The organism is Phenylobacterium sp., from assembly GCF_024508875.1.
In the GTDB taxonomy this organism is placed as follows: Bacteria; Pseudomonadota; Alphaproteobacteria; order Caulobacterales; family Caulobacteraceae; genus Phenylobacterium.
On sequence record NZ_JANINU010000342.1, the window covers coordinates 1 to 17,424 of the forward strand.

Annotated in this window: 14 protein-coding genes; 5 read left to right on the forward strand and 9 right to left on the reverse strand. The window is 71.0% G+C overall.

The window, feature by feature from the left end; translation table 11 throughout:
* From Q0L11_RS22765 to Q0L11_RS22785, 5 genes are all read right to left on the reverse strand, one after another.
* Positions 1–800, reverse strand: an 800-nt coding sequence (locus tag Q0L11_RS22765; protein WP_296600354.1) for an Hpt domain-containing protein, incomplete at its 3' end; no start/stop codon positions are given.
* A 33-nt stretch (positions 801–833) separates the two neighbouring features.
* Positions 834–1,199, reverse strand: a complete 366-nt coding sequence (locus tag Q0L11_RS22770) for a response regulator (protein ID WP_296600356.1) — start codon at positions 1,197–1,199, stop codon at positions 834–836.
* Between the two features lie 4 nt (positions 1,200–1,203).
* On the reverse strand, positions 1,204–1,494 hold the full coding sequence (locus Q0L11_RS22775) for an STAS domain-containing protein (protein ID WP_296600357.1): 291 nt from the start codon (positions 1,492–1,494) through the stop codon (positions 1,204–1,206).
* A 2-nt stretch (positions 1,495–1,496) separates the two neighbouring features.
* The gene (locus Q0L11_RS22780; protein ID WP_296600359.1) at positions 1,497–3,443 is read right to left on the reverse strand and encodes a methyl-accepting chemotaxis protein; all 1,947 of its coding nucleotides are present in this window, start codon (positions 3,441–3,443) and stop codon (positions 1,497–1,499) included.
* Positions 3,444–3,798: 355 nt separating this feature from the next.
* The gene (locus Q0L11_RS22785) at positions 3,799–4,374 is read right to left on the reverse strand and encodes an XRE family transcriptional regulator (RefSeq protein ID WP_296600360.1); all 576 of its coding nucleotides are present in this window, start codon (positions 4,372–4,374) and stop codon (positions 3,799–3,801) included.
* Positions 4,375–4,780: 406 nt separating this feature from the next.
* Here Q0L11_RS22785 and Q0L11_RS22790 point away from each other — a divergent pair, with 406 nt between their 5' ends.
* Complete coding sequence (locus Q0L11_RS22790; RefSeq protein WP_296600362.1) at positions 4,781–5,827, forward strand: PEPxxWA-CTERM sorting domain-containing protein; 1,047 nt, start codon at positions 4,781–4,783, stop codon at positions 5,825–5,827.
* A gap of 3 nt (positions 5,828–5,830) precedes the next feature.
* Complete coding sequence (locus Q0L11_RS22795; protein ID WP_296600364.1) at positions 5,831–7,789, forward strand: toll/interleukin-1 receptor domain-containing protein; 1,959 nt, start codon at positions 5,831–5,833, stop codon at positions 7,787–7,789.
* A gap of 4 nt (positions 7,790–7,793) precedes the next feature.
* Here Q0L11_RS22795 and Q0L11_RS22800 read toward each other — a convergent pair whose 3' ends face one another.
* The 4 genes from Q0L11_RS22800 to Q0L11_RS22815 all read right to left on the reverse strand — a co-directional run bounded on the left by Q0L11_RS22800 (position 7,794) and on the right by Q0L11_RS22815 (position 13,681).
* Complete coding sequence (locus Q0L11_RS22800; RefSeq protein WP_296600365.1) at positions 7,794–9,557, reverse strand: adenylate/guanylate cyclase domain-containing protein; 1,764 nt, start codon at positions 9,555–9,557, stop codon at positions 7,794–7,796.
* 200 nt (positions 9,558–9,757) lie between these two features.
* Positions 9,758–11,092: a dicarboxylate/amino acid:cation symporter gene (locus tag Q0L11_RS22805; RefSeq protein ID WP_296600367.1), complete on the reverse strand. Its 1,335-nt coding sequence runs from the start codon at positions 11,090–11,092 to the stop codon at positions 9,758–9,760.
* A gap of 134 nt (positions 11,093–11,226) precedes the next feature.
* Complete coding sequence (locus tag Q0L11_RS22810) at positions 11,227–12,315, reverse strand: trypsin-like peptidase domain-containing protein (RefSeq protein WP_296600368.1); 1,089 nt, start codon at positions 12,313–12,315, stop codon at positions 11,227–11,229.
* A 70-nt stretch (positions 12,316–12,385) separates the two neighbouring features.
* Positions 12,386–13,681, reverse strand: coding sequence for an ATP-binding protein (locus tag Q0L11_RS22815; RefSeq protein WP_296600370.1), 1,296 nt, complete (start codon positions 13,679–13,681; stop codon positions 12,386–12,388).
* Between the two features lie 144 nt (positions 13,682–13,825).
* On the opposite strand from Q0L11_RS22815, the gene Q0L11_RS22820 reads away from it, so the two are divergent.
* The 3 genes from Q0L11_RS22820 to recA all read left to right on the forward strand — a co-directional run.
* Complete coding sequence (locus tag Q0L11_RS22820; RefSeq protein WP_296600372.1) at positions 13,826–15,121, forward strand: NAD(P)/FAD-dependent oxidoreductase; 1,296 nt, start codon at positions 13,826–13,828, stop codon at positions 15,119–15,121.
* The gene (locus Q0L11_RS22825; protein WP_296600373.1) at positions 15,118–16,656 is read left to right on the forward strand and encodes a cation:proton antiporter; all 1,539 of its coding nucleotides are present in this window, start codon (positions 15,118–15,120) and stop codon (positions 16,654–16,656) included. Before Q0L11_RS22820 ends, Q0L11_RS22825 begins: the two co-directional genes overlap by 4 nt.
* Before the next feature lie 89 nt (positions 16,657–16,745).
* The coding region (recA, locus tag Q0L11_RS22830; protein ID WP_296600375.1) for a recombinase RecA at positions 16,746–17,424 on the forward strand (679 nt) is incomplete at its 3' end.

The following is a 17,424-nucleotide window of genomic DNA, read 5'->3' on the forward strand; positions in this document are numbered from 1 at the left end:
AGGTCGAACGCGGCGTCGCCGCCGTCGGCCTCCGGCGCGTCTGCGGCGCCCAGCGGCTGCACGTCGAGCTCGCAGTCGCCGTCGACGAATTCGAAGACCTCGCGGATCGACGCCTCGTCGACCTCACCGGTCATGGTGATCGTCCACGAAAGGTAGGTCGCCTCGGGATCCATGTCCGGAAGAGGCGGCACGTCGTGCGCGTTCAGTTCGATCTCGGAGGGGCCCAGGCGGGTCAGCTCGCGCAGCAGCAGGGCGGCCTCGTTGGCCTTGGCGTACAGGTCGGTGCGCGGCTTGAACGTGACCACGAAGCCGGCGGGCGCCGACGGCGCGTCCCCGTCCGCGGCCACCGCCATCGGGGTGAACTCGAAGTCGCCCCAGTCTTCCTCGTCGCTCACGTCCTCGCTCGCGGAGGCCGCGCCGCCGCCCAGGGCGCGCAGCTCGTCCGCGAGGGTCGCGGCGTTGGGATGCTCGGTCTCGTCGCCCACGTGGGCGGCGCGCACCATGTCGGCCAGCACGTCGGCCGCGCGCAGCATCACCTTCAGGACGTCGTTCGTGGCGACCATCTTGCCCGAGCGCACGTCGTCCAGCGCCGTCTCGAAGATGTGCGCGAACCGGACCAGCGCCTCGAGGCTGAACGCCCCGGCGCCGCCCTTGATCGAGTGCACCGCGCGGAAGACGGCGTTGATGGTCTCGGGATCCTGGTCCCCGCCTTCCATGGCGAGCAGACCGGATTCGAGCTCAGCGAGTTGCTCTTCGCATTCCTGGAAGAACGTCTCGCGAATTGCGGCAAGCGGGTCCACGGGCGGTGGTTTCCTGGTCTTGGAGAGGCGTCGTCAGGCGGCCACGCGGCGGATCGCGTCCACCAGCTTGGTCGGGTTGAAAGGCTTCACGATCCAGCCGGTGGCGCCGGCCATCCGCGCGCGGTTCTTCTTTTCCGCGTCGCTCTCGGTGGTGAGCACGAGGATCGGAATGGCGCGGTAGCGCTGGTCGCCGCGGACTTCCTCGATGAAGCCGAAGCCGTCCATGCGCGGCATGTTGATGTCGGTCACGATGACCTGCGGATGCTCCGCCTGGAGCACCTCCAGCCCGTGGATACCGTCTTCGGCCTGGACCACGCGGAAGCCGGCGTCGGCGAGCGCGAGCCGAAGCATCTCGCGCATCGTCCGGGAGTCGTCGACGGTAAGGACAGTCATGCTCATCGGATCAATCCTGAACAGGGGAAAGGGTGGCCGCCGGGGCCAGATGGGCGGCGCCCATCAAGGCCAGTCCGTCGGCGAATTCGGGAGAAGGGTTCACGATCTGGAAGTCCGCGCCGTCCGCGGCCCAGGTGGACTGGGCCGAGAGCAGCACCTGCAGGCACTGGCCGCCGAGCCGGCGGACCTGTGAGGCGTCCAGCGTGACCGGCTTCCCGCGACGGCCCAGCAGCTCCTTGTGGAGTGGGCCGGCCGCGGTCATGTCCAGGCTGTCGCCGAGCGTGAGCGTCGGATCGGTCATGTTCAGAATTCGTCCCAGGCGTCTTCAGTGGCTTCGAAGGCGGGCTTCGGGGCGGCGCCGCCGCGGCCGGTGGTCTTCATGGCCGGGACGGCCGGGGCCGGAGCGCGGTGAGCCGGAGCGTGGTGGACCGGAGCCGCGGCGGCGGGCGCCCGCGCCGGAGCCGGGGCGGCCGTCGACACGCCGGCGCCCAGCTCGAAGCGGCTGATCAGGCGCGACAGCGCTTCGCTCTCGGCCGACAGGGCGTGGCTGGCCGCGGTGGCCTGCTCGACCATGGCGGCGTTCTGCTGGGTAACCTGGTCCATCTGGTTGATGGCGGTGTTCACCTGCTGCAGGCCGGTGGCCTGTTCCTGCGCCGAGGCGGCGATCTCGGTGACGGCCGAGTTGATCGAGGTCACCTGGGTCAGGATGCGCTCCAGCACCTTGCCGGTCTCGCCGACCAGGCCCACGCCGCGCTCGACCTGGGTCGAGGAGGCCGAGATCAGGGTCTTGATCTCCTTGGCGGCTTCGGCCGAGCGTTGGGCCAGGGCCCGCACTTCGGAGGCGACGACCGCGAAGCCCTTACCCGCGTCCCCGGCTCGGGCCGCTTCGACGCCGGCGTTCAGGGCCAGCAGGTTGGTCTGGAAGGCGATCTCGTCGATCACCCCGATGATCTGGCTGATCTGGCCCGAGCTGTTTTCGATCTCGCTCATGGCCGAGATGGCGTCGCGCACGACCACGCCCGAACGCTCGGCGTCGGCCTTGGCGGCGCCCACCGATTCACGGCTCTGGGCGGCGCCCTCGGCGGTCTTGCGCACGGTCGCGGTGATCTGGTCGAGGGCCGCGGCGGTCTCTTCCAGGCTGGCGGCCTGCTGCTCGGTGCGGCGCGACAGGTCGTCCGACGCCTGGCTGATCTCGCCCGAGCCCGAGCGCACGGCCGTGGCGTTGGTCGCCACTTCGCGCATCGTCTCCTGCAGCGTGTCCATGGCGCGGTTGAAGTCGGCCCGCAGCGCTTCGTAGTGCGACGGGAAGGTTTCGGTCAGACGGAAGGTCAGGGCGCCGGCGGCCAGGCGCTCCAGGCCCTTGGCCAGGCCTTCGACCACCTTGGTCTGTTCGGCGGCCGTGGCGGCGCGCTCGGCTTCGCTGCTCGAGCGGGCGGCGTCAGCCGCGCGGCGCTGTTCGGCGGCTTCGCCTTCCAGGCGGGTCTTTTCGAGGGCCGCGTCCTTGAAGTGCTGGACGGCGGTGGCCATGCGGCCCACCTCGTCCTTGCGGCCCTGGGCGGGCACGTCGACGTTGTTGTCGCCGGCGGCCAGCTTGGTCATGGCGGCGGTCATGGCGCTGACCGGGTTGGCGATGGCGGCCGACAGGATCGCGCCCATCACGACCGAGAGGGCGACGGCCAGCAGGCTGCCGACGGCCAGCAGGGTGATCGAGAAAGCCTGGGCGGCTTCCTGCGCCTTGGCGCGCTTCACCAGGTTGGCGTTCTCCTGGTCGCGGAAGACCTTCAGCGCCGCGCGGAAGTCCTCGAGCCGGCCCTTGGTGCCCAGCTCCATCATGGCCGTGGCCTGCTGCGTCGGATCCTGGCCGGCGGCGATCAGCGGCGCTTCCTCGGCCTCGACCTTCGCGACGGCGGCCTTGATCGCCTTGATGTCGTCGCCGTCTTCCGGGGCCACCTTCTCGAGCGACTCGATCGCCGTCTTGTAGGCCGCTTCACTCGCCTCGACGCGCTTCAGGAACGCTGGGTCGCCGCTGGCCACCAGGCCGCGGATGGCGTTCTGGCGCTCCACGCGCGCCATCAGGATGTCGTCGGCCAGATTGAGCTGGTGAACGCTCTGGTCGTTCGCCGCCACCGCCGTGCGGATGCTCATCAGGCTGGCGAACACCGCCGCGCACATGATGGCGACCACGGCCACGACGACCGCGAAGCCCACCATGAGCTTCTTGGAGATGTTGAGGTTGTTCAGAAGGTTCATGTGCTTCTCGGGGGCGGGCTTTGGCTATCTGGCGAAAGGGTGCGACCGGTCGGTCGCGTCGGCGGCTGTGTCGTGGTCCGCCCTCACGGCGTCCTAGGGGAGTCGGACGCGGCGCACGCGGCGAAGCGGCAGTAGAGGGACTGAAGCGACCGCATGATTTTCTCGCCGTTGCCATGAGGGGGCGACGCCGATGAGGGCCCCGCCGATGCGGACAATCCCAGGGCCGGTTTGATTATTGGTAAATTGTGGGAATTGCGGCGAAGCCTAGTGAAGTGACGTCGTGCCGAAATCGTGCGGCAAGACGTCGCAACGGACGCGCAAGTCTTCGGTGCGGCGAGTCTTAAGGAAACCTGACCTAGGCGCCGAAGGCGGTCTCGCCCGACGCCACCAGCAGCACGCGGCCCGGCTGCGCCGGCGCGACCAGCGCGTAGCCGGCGCTCGCGTCGAAATAGACGGCGTCGCCGCGGCTCATGGGCAGGGGCGCGTAGAGATGGCTGTGGAACTCGATCTCGCCGTCCAGCACCAGCAGATAGGCTTCGCCCGAATGGATGGTGAGCGGCCCGTGTGCGTCGAGGTTGCGGGCGGTCACGTCGACTATGATCGGCGACAGGCTCTTGGAGAGCAGGTCCGCGGCGGCGCGGCGGCCCGTGTTGCCACCCAGGCGCGTGGGCGGGCCGTCGCCGGCGCGCATGACCGAGCGCCGTCCGGACGCCGCGGGCGCGGTCTCCGCCTCGCGCGTGACGAGGCCCTCGAGATCGACCTCCAGGGCCCGGCACAGGCGCATCAGCTTTTCGTAGTTCAGGGCGTTTTGCCCGAGCTCGACTCGCGAAAGGGTGGAGATCGGCACGCCGCTCTGCTCGCTGAGCGCCGCCAGGCTCCAGCCGCGCGACAGCCGCAGCTTCCGTATCGCCGCGCCGGTCCGGTCAGACATCCGGGACCGCATGCCGTTCGATTCCTCTTGAATTCGAAGATCGAACTTTAAGGTGATTCACCCTGGGCGGCACGCGAGCCCGCCGCGCCTGCATGCCCAAATTGGGTGGGGCGGATTCGCCCGTCAGGCGAGCGGCGCGATCGCCGGTCTTTCGGGCTCGCCTGCAGGAGCAAGTGGTGCGCTGCGTCCGAATATCGAGGTGGAACGCGCGCTCCCGCCGGCATTTTGGCCACGATCGGCGCATCCCGCGAAGTCTTGCGACCCGTTCCGCGAGCAACGCGCCGCTCGGTTTTCAACTCACAGAAGAACCCAATCGCCGACAAGCGCGGCTGTGATAGGGTGAACGATGAATTAAGGCGGGTCCGCTGTTGCGGAACTGTCGTCCATCTTTCGTAGGGGGAGGCTGATGCGCAGCCTGGGGTACACGATCGCCGCCGGCGCCCTGCTCATGGGCGCGCCGGCCTTGGCGCAAGACGTCGGCGTCACCGTCGGCCAGGCGGACTCCGCTGTCCAGCAGGGCGAGGTCGTCGCCCCCTGGGGCGCCGGCGCCGGCATGCTCAACATCAACGGTCGCGGCGGCAGCGCCGAAAGCATCGTCGAGATCACCACGACGCACGCCAGCTTTGAGAGCGGCGTCGCCGTCTCGGGCAAGCAGTCGTCGGCGGTGTCCTCTTCGGGCGTGGACGTGACCCTGACCAACACCTCGACCTACGACGTGGTCGCGATCGAGGACTTCGGGTCGACGATCATTCCGGCCGGCCTGGGCTTCTACCTCGCCGACCGGACGGGCCAGGCGATCGACAACAACATCTTCACGGGCTACGGCCAGACCCTCTCGGGCAACACCCTGGCCAGCCTGTTCGACGAAGCGGGCGTCGGCGTCTTCGCGATGGCCGGCTTCGACTTCGCGATCACCAGCGGCGACACCACGCTCTATTCGATGGAGGGCTCGCTGGCCCTCAGCTTCGACGGCGACGGCTACCTCCACACCACCTACAACCTCACCGACGCCTCGGGGCGCCTGAACGGGTTTACGACGGCCTACAACAACAGCCTCGCGCTGGCCTACGCCTGGGACGCCACCAACATCGTCGTTCCGCTGAACGCGATCCTGGAGTCCGGGCAGAGCATGAGCCTACAGTACCGGACCAACGTCTACGCCTATTCCGACGTCGACTGCGTCACGACCAATGTGGCCTGCCTCGTGGCCTACTCGGGCTTCGGCGACCCCATCGGCCGGGGCGGCGGCGTCTCGCTCGCCGCGCGCGGCATGCGCCAGCAGCAGGCCTACAAGCCCATCACCGGCATCGTCTTCGATCCGCAGAGCATCGATCCCTTCCAAGGCATCGCCAGCACGCCCGTTCCCGAACCGGCGACCTGGCTCAGCATGATCATGGGCTTTGGCCTGCTGGGAGCGGCGTTGCGGCGCCGGCGGGTGCTGGCGTACAGCTAAGGTATGACGCCAGACGACGCGGAACCTCACGACCGACAGGACGGAGCCTACGCGTACCGGGCGTTCATCAGCTATAGCCACAGGGACAAGGACCTGGCGCAGTGGCTCCACCGCCAGGTGGAGAGCTACCGGATCCCGGCCAAGCTGACCGGCCGCTTCACGGCGGTCGGCAAGGTCCCGCGCCGCCTGCGCCCGATCTTCCGCGACCGCGAAGAGCTGCCCGCGTCCGGCGACCTTTCCGCCGAGCTCAGCGCGGCGCTGCGCCAGTCGATGTTCCTGGTGGTGATTTGTTCGCCCGCGGCGGCCCGGTCGCGCTGGGTCAACGAAGAGATTCTCCAGTTCAAGCGCGTGCATGGCGACGGGCGTGTCCTGGCCGTGGTCGCCGACGGCGAGCCCAACGTCTCGGACGGCGGCCGCCTGGACGAGCGCGAATGCTTCCCGCACGCCCTGCGCTACCGCATGGGGCCGGACGGCCAGCTCTCCGACATTCCCGCCGAGCCGATCGCCGCCGACGTACGCCGCGACGCCGACGGGCGGCGCCTGGCGGTGCAGAAGCTGGTGGCGGGCCTCACCGGCCTCAAGCTGGACGAGCTGGTCCAGCGCGACACCCAGCGCCGCATCGCCCAGATGACCATGATCGCCAGCGGCGCGGTGATGGGCATGGTCGTCACCGGCGGGCTCGCGTTTTACGCCAACTCCCTGCGGATCGAGGCCAACAAGCAGCGCACCATCGCCCAGCACGAGGCCGCGGCGGCGCGCGCCGCTTCGGACTATCTGGTGGGCACTTTCGAGCTGTCGAACCCGGCCACCGAGAACCCCCGCACCATCACCGCCCTCACCATCCTCGGCCGAAGCGCCGAGCGGGCGAACCGAGAACTGGCCGGCCAGCCGGCGATCCAGGCGCGGCTGCTCGCCACCCTGGGCCGGGCCTACAACAACCTGGGCCTGCTGGGCGAGGCGCGCTCGGCGTTCGAGCAGGCGATGCCGGTGATCGACGCCTCCGGCCCCGACGGCGCCGAGGCCATGCTGGTGCTGGCCACCACCTATGAGCGGCAGGGCTTCCTGGAGAAGGGGCTGGAAGCGGTGCGCCACGCCGAGCGGCTGATCGGGCCCAATCCCAAGGCCAACGCCAGCCTGCGGGCCCAGGCCGCCCTGACCGAGGGCCGTATCCTGACCTCGGCCTCGCGGGTGAAGGAAGGCGTCGCCGCCTTCGACCGGGCCCTGGCCTACTACCGCGCCGCCAACGACGCGCCCGAGGGCGCCCTCGCCACCGTGCTCAACAACCGCGGCCTGCTGCTGTCCGACGACGGTCAGTTCGAGGCGGCCGAGGACTCGCTGGGGGAGTCGCTCCAGCTCTTCCAGAAGGAGCTGGGCGTGAACCACGTCTCCACGGGGAAAGCCTGGTTCGCCCTCGCGCAGAACTCGTTCAACGCCGGCGACCTGCCCAAGGCCCGGACGCGCATCGCCAACGCTCTGAAGATCGAGCGCCGCGTCCTCGATCCCGACAACCCGATCCTGGGCGACACCCTGTCGATGCAGGGCCAGATCTACCAGGGGCTGGGCCAGATGGCTGAGGCCGAGCGCTCGCTGCGCGAGGCGGTCGCGATCTACCAGCAGGCGTTCAAGGGGCCGCACTACCTGATCGGCATCGCCGAGGTGTACCTGGCTCTGATCGAGTCCCAGCGGGGCGATACCCGCTCGGCGCTTGCCACCCTGGACGACGCCAAGCGCAACTACGACGCCAGCTACGGCAAGCTGCACCCCAACCACGGCGATCTGCTGGTCAATCGCGCCAAGGTGCTGGCCCGCGCCGGCCGCCTCACCGAGGCGAAGAGCGATTGCGCCGCCGGGATGAAGATCCTCGACCAGACCCTCGGCGCCGACGCCAGCTTCACCAAGCAGATGGCCGGCGAGTGCCAGGCGCTGGGCGGGGCCAAGACGGCGAAGGTGGCGGGGCGATAGGGGTTCAGCTCGCCGCGGGGTTCCGGGTGAGGCGGTACAGCGGGTAGACCCCATACCCCTTCGGCAGGGCGATCTTGCCCACGTAGTTGCACTCGAACGGGTGGTCCTTCTGCATCTCCAGGACCGCGGCGAAGGGCTCGGTGACGTACACCGCGCCCGACGGCGTCACCGGCTCGATCCGCGCCGCCCGCGAGACCTCGCTGCCGTAATAGGTCGTGCGCCGCGTCACCGGGTCGTAGCCCGAATAGGTGGGGCCGTAGTGCAGGGCGATCCGCATGGCGGTGCCCTCGCGCACGCCCAGCGCCTTGCAGTCCACCTTCTTCAGCTCCTCGCACAGGTCCAGCGCCGCGGCCGCGGCCGTCGGCGCGTCCTGGAAAACGGCGAAGATGGCGTCGCCCCAGGTGTTGCCCGAGCGGATGACGTCGCCGTGCTGCTCCAGGCTGCGGGCGGCGCGGACCATCACGTCCTCCCAGAAGAGCGGCAGGGCGCGCTCGTCCAGCTTCGAGAAACCCGGGTAGTCGGTGAACATCAGCCCGTAGGTGCCGCGCTCCACGGGCGGCTTCTCGGGCGGCGGCGGCATCACCGGGCGCACGAGGGTCGGCGCGATCACCACCTCGGCCCGCCCGCCGGTGTTACGCCAGGCGGTGACGTCCGATCCGCTGAGGGTGCGGTCTCCGCGCTCCTCGACGATGACGAGCTGAAGCGCCTCGGCCTGGAGCTGGCGTGCGCGCAGGCGGGCCATGCCCATGGTCACCTTGGAGCCGTAGGCGAACTGCTCCATCTCGCCCATGTAGCTCATGTTGCTGGCGAAGGTGAGCGAGGCGGCCTTCTCCTTGATCGCGTGGTAGCGGGCGACCCAGCTTTCGCCGGCCGGCGCCACCGACTGCTCCAGGAAGTCGGGCTCGGCGAACGGCAGCACCACGTGCACCTCCGACCCCCGCTCCAGCAGCAGTTCGGCGATCAGGATATCGCTGCCGGCCGCCAGCGCGCCGTAGCCGAAGCCCACGTCCTCGCGCTCGATCACCTCGCGCATGCGCGCCGACAGGTCGGCCTCCAGCTCGGCGCCGCCCACGAAGATGTTGCCGCAGAACATGGCCACCTTCGGCGGCTCGATCAGCTCCAGCAGGCTCTCCATGCCGTGTCCGTCGCCCTGGGCGGCGATCAGCCGGCGCAGTTGCAGCACGGTGGTGGAGCGGGCGCCCACGTCGGCGTCGGGCGCCTGCATGGCGCGCTCCAGGGCGTCGCGCGCGCCGTCCACATCGCCCAGCACAGCCAGCGCCTCGGCCAGGGTCGCCAGCGAGAAATAGCCCGACCGCCGCTCGGCCGCCGTCTCGTTCGCCACGTGCCGCGCCAGGAAGCGCGCCAGGCGCGGACGGCCGGCGATCTTCGCCAGCGTGGCCGCGTTGATCGCCGGATAGCTGGATTTGGTCCGCCGGTAGACCGCTGCATACAGCTTGCAGGCCTCCAGCAGCCCGGCCCGGCTGGGCGTCGGCGCGTCGAACGCCTGGTCCTTCAGGAGGCGCGCCTTCAGAGACAGCGGGTCCACCCCGCCCATCTCCTCCAGCCGGTAGTCGTCGTACAGTTTCAGCCCCCGCTCGGTGTCCCCGAGCCGGGCCAGCGTCAGGACCTCCAGGTAGTTCAGCTCGGGATGCGAGGTGTCGCCGCGGCGCACGACCTCGTCATAGGCGCTGAGCAGGTCGCCCCGGGCCAGCGCCGCGCGGACCGAGGCGGCGCGCTTCTCGGGTGTCGGCGGCGACGGCGCGTTCACGCGACCTCGCCGGTGAGACCGTCCATCGGCGTCCGCACCGGATGCCGTCCATCACGCCCGACCCCTCGCACGCCCCGAAAATCCCTCCGCTCCGAGCGCCCTCGGGCGCGCCGTCCTGTAACCATGACGCTATAGCGACATCGCGCCACAGTCCATGACGACACCCGCGTGGGGCGAGTAGCCGCCCTCGGTTTCCCCGGTCAGGCGGGTGTGGCGACCGCTTCCGGCTGTGCGCGCCGGCCATCGTAGATCTCCTGGTCCAGCAGGCCCTGCTGCTTGGCCACCAGGGTGGGGACCAGCGCCTGGCCGGTCACGTTCACGGCCGTCCGGCCCATGTCGAGGATCGGGTCGATGGCCAGCAGCAGGCCCACGCCTTCCAGCGGCAGGCCCAGGGTCGACAGCGTCAGCGTCAGCATTACGGTCGCGCCCGTCAGCCCCGCCGTGGCCGCCGAGCCGATCACCGAGACGAAGACGATCAGCAGATAGTCCGACAGGTGCAGCGGCACGCCGTAGAACTGGGCCACGAAGATCGCCGAAATCGCCGGATAGATCGCCGCGCACCCGTCCATCTTGGTCGTCGCGCCCAGCGGCACGGCGAAGGCGGCATAGGCCCGCGGCACGCCCAGGCCCTGTTCGGTCACCTGTTCGGTCACTGGCAGCGTGCCGATCGACGAGCGCGAGACGAAGCCGAGCTGCGTCGCCGGCCACACCGCGCGGAAGAAGCGCAGCGGGTTCAGCCCGTGCGCCGCCAGCAGCGACGGATAGACCACGAACAGCACCAGGAAGAGGCCGATGTAGATGGCCAGCGCGAACTGGCCGAGTTGGCCCAGCGCGTTCCAGCCGTATTTGGCCACCGCCGTGCCCAGCAGGCCGATCGTGCCGATGGGCGTCAGCCGGATCACCCACCACAGCACCTTGCGGATCACCACCAGCGCCGAGGCGTTGAAGGCCAGGAACGGCTTGCCCGCCTCGCCCGACTTCAGCGCGGCGGCGCCCACCACCAGCGAGACCACCAGCAACTGCAGCACGTTGAACGACACGCTCGTCGTCGCGCTCCCGTCGGCAAGCTTGGTCGAGGCGGTAAGGCCGAGGAAGTTCTGCGGCACCAGGCCGGTGAGGAAGTCCAGCCACGTGCCCTGGGTGCTGGACGCATGCGCCGCCTCGGCCGCGACGCCGGCGTGCAGGCCGGGCTGCAGGATCACGCCCAGGGCGATGCCGATGCCCACGGCGATCAGCGCGGTGACGGCGAACCAGAGCAGCGTGCGCCAGACCAGGCCGGCGGCGTTCTGAAGCTGGGCCAGGTTGGCGATGCTGGCCACGATGGCCGTGAACACCAGCGGCGGCACCAGCGCCTTCAGCAGGGTGACGAAGGACGAGCCCAGGATGCGCAGGGTCTCGGCCAGCGCGTAGCCCGGCTGGCCGTCCTCCACGCCGAGACGCCGCGCCAGCAGGCCGAGCCCGAGGCCCACCACCATTGCCGCCAGCACCTGGAGGCCGAAACCGCTGACGAAGCGGGATGTCTTCTCTTTCGCCATCCCGCCAATGTAGGCGCGCCGGGGCAAGGCCGCCGCGCCAAAAGTCTGCTCCGGCCTTCAGGAAATCTCACAGGCCGGAAGCGCCTGGCCCGGGTCTCCACCGTGAGGATTCCTAGGGCGCGGCCCGCCCTATGCTAGCCCTCGTCGGGCCGGCGCGCCGTCCGGATCGTCACCGCTTCGGGCCGCCCGCCGCGGAGCACCTGCAGCGCGATGTCCCGTCCGGGCGGCGTCTCGCCCACGGCGCGCAGCACGGCGCCGGCGCCGTCCACGGCGGTCCCATTCACCGCCACCACCACGTCGCCCAGCCGCAGCCGGCCGGCCGCCGGGCCGCTGGGGTCGATCTCGCCCACCACGGCGCCCCGCCGGCCCTGCGCGCCCAGCCGCACGGCCAGCGCCGGGGTCAGGTCGCCCACGCCGATCCCGACGTAGCCCCGGGTCACGCGGCCTTCGCGGATGAGCTGCTGGGTGATCCGCTCGGCCAGGTCCGAAGGAATGGCGAACCCAATCCCGACCGACCCGCCGCTGGGCGAGAAGATCGCCGAGTTCACGCCCACCACGCGGCCTTTTAGGTCGAACGACGGCCCGCCCGAATTTCCGCTGTTGATCGGCGCGTCCACCTGCAGGTAGCCCACATAGGTGTCGCCGATCTGCCGGCCGCGGGCCGAGACGATGCCGGCCGTCGCCGTGCCGCCCAGGCCGAAGGGATTGCCCACCGCCACCACCCAGTCGCCCACCTCGGGCAGGGCGTCGCGGGCGAAGGCGACATAGGGCAGGCCGGTCGCCTCCACCTTCACCACGGCCAGGTCGGTCGGCGGGTCGCGGCCCACCACCTTGGCGCGGAGCTGGCGCCCGTCCGCCAGCGTCACGACGACGTCGCTGGCCCCCTCCACCACATGGTTGTTGGTCACGACATAGCCGTCGGGACTGATCAGGAAGCCCGAGCCGGCGCCTCGCCGCACGGCGGTCGGCCCCGCCACGCCCGGCGGCAGCAGGTCGCCGAACGGGCTCTCGGCCTGGGCCACGCTCAGCGTGTCGATCGACACCACCGCCGGCGAGACCTGCTTCACGATGGGGGCGAACGAGTCCGGGGCCCCGCCCGCCGGCGCGGCGATGGGCGGCGGCTGGATCGGGCCGGGGGCGGGCGGCGCCTTCTCTGCCGGGCGGGGGCTGCAGGCGGCGAGCAGCGCCACGGCGGCGCAGGCGGTGATCAGCGGCTTCGACAAGAACGTCCTCATGCGCGAACGACAGGCCCCCGTCCGTCTATGGGAACGCCCGTCGCCCGCTGCAAGCGTCTCACGTCCCCGGCGGCGGCGTCACGGTCGCCAGCAGCCCGCCGTCCGGGGCGTTGGCGATCGTCAGCCCGCCGCCGAAGCGGGTCAGCAGCCGCGCTGCGGTCGGCACGCCCAGGCCGAACCCGCCGGTGTCGCGCGCCCGCGCCTTGTCGGCCCGGAAGAACGGCTCGTAGATCTGGGCCAGGTCCTCGGGCGTCATGCCGGCCCCGTGGTCCCGCACCAGGATGTGCGGCGTCGGACCGCCGGCCTCCAGGATCACCTCGGCGCCGCCGCCGAACCGCACGGCGTTGTCGACCATCCGCCTCAGCGCCTCTTCCAGGGGGCGGCGGTGCGTGAACGCCGGCAGGCGCGCCGGTCCGCGATAGCTGGCGCCGAAGGCTTCGGCGGCCGCGCGGGCGAGGGCGGCGAGGTCCGCCTCTTCGGGCGTGCTGGTCTCGTGCTGCGCGCGCAGCCAGGCCCCAAGCGAGGCCAGCATCACGTCCAGCTCGCGGACGTTCGCCTCGACCAGTTCGCGGATGTCCTGCGGTTCCACGTATTGCGCGGCGAGCTGCAGCCGGCTGAGCGGGGTGCGCAGGTCGTGGCTGATCGCCTCCATCGACCGGGCCTGGTCCTCGATCAGGCCGCCGATACGGTCCTGCATCTCGTTGAAGGCGCGGCCCACCTCGCGCAGGTCGGTGGTGCCCTCCACCGAGACCGGAACCTTTGGCCCGTGGCCGACGGCGCGCGCCGCCTCGGCCAGCGCCCGCAACGGCCGCCCGAGCTGCGCCATCAGGAAGGCGGCGAACGCCAGGCCGAAGCCGGCGAACAGCACCGTCATGAGCGCGACGCGCACCGCCATCGGCCAGGCCCGGGCGAAATCCCGCGAGCGGAAGCTCAGCCACCGCCCGTCGTCCAGCCGCAGGGCGCCCACCAGGTCCTGTCCCCCGGCCGCGCCGCGTTCGCGCCAGAGCGTCAGCTCCGCCCCGGCCAGCTCCGGCTCCCAGCGCAGCACCTCCTGCCGGATGCGCTCGGCGGCCGCTTCGGGCTCGTGCGGCGGCCGGGGCGGGCGCGAGACGATGGCGGCGTCCAGGTATCGCGTGGTCATGATCCGGCCCGCGTCCGCATCCGCAGCGCCTTGGGCGTGCACCCGGCGGCCCACCACAAGCAGCTCGGCCACCCGCCGCGCATGGTCCTCGTTCAGCGCTTCCCGGTCGATCCGGGCGTAGAACGACAGGCTGACGGCCAGTTGCAGCAGCAGGATCGCGCCCACGACCAGCATCGAGCGCCCGACAAGGCCGCGCGGCCAGACTCTCGGCATTCGTCTTCGTGTTCCTCTCGGCGCTGCCGCTTTTTCTTGCCTCAAGCCCAAGCCCGCGGCCAGCCGGCGTCACACTTCGTCACAACGGCTCGGGCCGCCGGGAACGCCCGAGCCGGGTCCCGGATTTGCGCTATAGGTAGAGGGGTGTCCGACCTGCAGACCGCGCCGTCCAACGCCGTGTCCCCGTCCAGCCCGCGCGGCGAGCCGGACGTGGCGATCGTCGGCGCGGGCGCGGCGGGCATCGCCGCGGCCCGGCGGCTGGTCGAACTCGGTAGTTCGGTTCTGATCCTGGAGGCCCTGCCGCGCCTGGGCGGCCGGGCGCACACCGTCGAACTGCACGGCCTGCCGGTCGACCTCGGCTGCGGCTGGCTGCATTCGGCCGAGCGCAATCCGCTCGCCGCGCTGGCCGAAGGGCAGGGGCGCCTGCTGGACCGCAGCGAAGGCGCCTGGCGGCGGCAACTCCACGACATCGACTTCCCCCCGCGCGAGCAGCGCGACGCGTGGGCGGCGTACATGCGCCTTGGCGAACGCCTGCGCCGCGACCCGCCGGCCAGCGACCGGGCCAGCGACGCCGTGGCGGCCGACGATCCGTGGCGCCCGTTCCTGGACGGACTCTCCAGCTTCGTGAACGGCGTCGAACTGGACCAGCTCTCCGTGCGCGATTTCCTGGCCTACGACGACGCGGCCAGCGAGGCCAACTGGCGGCTGCCCGGCGGCTATGGGGCGTTCATCGCCGACCTCGCTGCGGGCCTGCCCGTCGCCCTCTCCACCCGCGTGACCTCCATCGCCGAGGCGCCCGGCGGCGTGGTGCTGGAGACCGACCGAGGAGCGGTGCGGGCCCGGGCCGCGATCGTCACCGTCTCCAGCGACGTCCTGGCCCGCGGCGACATCCGCCTGGCGCCCGCGCTCGACGACCATCTGCACGCGGCCGCGGCGCTGCCGCTCGGCCTCGACAACAAGATCCTGCTGGCCATGTCCGAGCCCGACGCCGTCCCGGCGGAATCGCATCTGCTGGGCCGCCTCGACCGCGCGGGGACCGGCTCCTACTACCTGCGGCCCTTCGGCAGGCCGCTGGTCGAGGTGTTCCTGGGCGGGGCGCTGGCCCGCGACCTGGAAGCCGCCGGCGACGCCGCGGCCGTCGACTTCGCCTTGCGCGAGCTCGGCGAACTGCTGGGCTCCGAGTTCCCGGCCTCGCTCACGCCACTCGTCGTCACGCGCTGGGGCGCGGAGCGCACCATTTCGGGCTCCTACAGCCACGCCCGGCCCGGCCGGGCCGACGCGAGGGCGGTGCTGGCCCGCCCGCCCCGTCCCTGGCTATGCTTCGCGGGCGAGGCCTGCTCGGCGCAGGACTATTCCACGGCCCACGGCGCCTGGCGGAGCGGCCTCGACGCGGCGGACTGGATCGCCGCCGGGCTTCACGGCAAGGGACGGGCCACGTGAGCTTCTTCGAGAGCCTCCTGCTCCTGCTGACTGCAGCGATCATCCTGCTCCAGGTGTCCCGCCGGCTGTCGATCCCCTATCCGACCATGCTGGCGGCGGCGGGCGTGGCGCTGGCCCTCGTGCCCGGCGCGCCGAAGATCGTCCTCGACCCGCACATGGCGCTGGCGCTGTTCATCGCGCCGGTCCTGGTCGACGCCGCGTTCGACTTCCCGGTCCAGGCGATCCGCAGGCTCTGGCGGCCCCTGTTCGCCCTGGCCGTCCTCGCCGTGCTGCTCAGCGCCGGCGCCGTCGCGTGGCTGGGCGTGACGATGGCCGGCATGCCGCTCTACGCGGCCCTGGCCCTCGGCGCCATCGTCGCCCCGCCCGACGCGGCGGCGGCCACGGCGATCCTCTCCAGCGTGAACATGCCGCGCCGCTCCGTGACGGTGCTCAAGGGCGAGAGCCTGCTGAACGATGCGACGGCGCTGCTTCTCTTCAGCGCGGCCACGGCCATGCACCGGGGCGACGGCATGGACGCGGGCCTCGCCTTGCACCTTGGCCTCGCGGCGCCGGGCGGCCTGCTGCTGGGCTACCTGATCGCCAAGGCGTTCCGCTACCTGACCCCGTTCGTGACCGGCACCCTCGGCGGCAACATCATGGAGTTCGTGAGCTGCTTCGGCGTCTGGATCATCGCCGAGCGGCTGGGCCTGTCGGCCGTGCTCTGCCTAGTCGCCTTCGCCATGACGATCGCGCGGACGGCCGCGCTCTCGACCGACCCGCGCATGCGGATTCACAGCTTCGCCGTCTGGACCTCGGCGGTCTTCCTGCTGAACGTCCTGGCCTTCCTGCTGATGGGCTTCCAGGCGCGCACCATCGTGGGCGCGACGGAGCCGCAGGGCCTGCGCGACGCCGGCCTCTTCGCCCTTGCCGTGATCGCCTGCGTCATCGTCGTGCGCATGGTCTGGGTGCTGGCCTACAACGTCCTCGCCCGCCGCTTCCGTTGGGTCCGCGGCGGCAGCACGGCCGTCAGCCTGCAGCAGGGCGTGCTGATCGGCTGGTGCGGCATGCGCGGGCTGGTCACCCTGGCGACCGCCTTCGCCCTGCCGGCGTCCTTTCCCCAGCGCGACCTGATCGTCCTCACGGCCTTTGCGGTGGTGCTCGCCACCCTTGTCGTCCAGGGCCTCACGGTCGCGCCGCTCATCCGCCTGCTGAAGCTCGATGGCGAGGATGGGCGCACCGCCGAGATGGCGGAAGCGCGCGCCGAGCTCTCGGCCGCGGCGCTGGCGGCCCTGGACGGCAAGGTCGGGGAGACGGCCGACCACTGGCGACGCTCGTTCGAGGTTCGCCGGGTCGCGGCGGTGTCGGGCGATGACGCCGTGATCGTCGAGAAGCGCCGCTTGGGCCTGGCGGCCATGCGCCGCCAGCGCGAACGGCTCGAGGAACTGCGCGCCGAGCAGCGCGTGGACGGCGAGGCCTTCCTGGTCCTGCAGGAGGAGCTCGACTTCGCCGAGGTCGCGCTCGTCGGGGAGGCGGGCCACCAGATCGAGGAAAGCTGACCGTTCGGGTGTACGTCAAATCCGGACGCACATAGCAAAAAGAACGTATTGCGAACTCGGAACGAAAGCGGTACGCCTTGGATCGGGGGATGGGACCGGTGGTTCGGCCCGTCCGGTTGGCGGAATCGTGGGATAGGAAGGGCTTGGTCATGTCGCAATCGGCGTTGAAGCTCGTGGGAAAAGAAGACAGTGAGAAGCAGCGCGCGCTCGAAGCGGCGCTGACGCAGATCGACAGGGCCTTCGGCAAGGGCTCGGTCATGCGGCTGGGTGAGAAGGGCAAGATCGAGATCGAGTCCTACTCGACCGGCTCGCTCGGCCTCGACCTGGCGCTGGGCATCGGCGGCCTGCCCAAGGGGCGGATCGTCGAGGTCTACGGCCCGGAAAGCTCGGGCAAGACGACGCTGGCGCTGCACGTGGTCGCCGAAGTCCAGAAGGCGGGCGGCACGGCGGCGTTCGTCGACGCCGAACACGCCCTGGATCCGGGCTATGCCCACAAGCTGGGCGTGAACCTCGACGAGCTGCTGGTGGCCCAGCCCGACACGGGCGAGCAGGCGCTGGAGATCACCGACACCCTGGTGCGCTCGAACGCGGTCGACATCATCGTGGTCGACTCGGTGGCGGCCCTGACGCCGCGCGCCGAGATCGAGGGCGAGATGGGCGATTCGCTGCCCGGCCTGCAGGCCCGCCTGATGAGCCAGGCGCTGCGCAAGCTGACCGCCTCGATCTCCAAGGCCAAGACGCTGGTGATCTTCATCAACCAGATCCGCA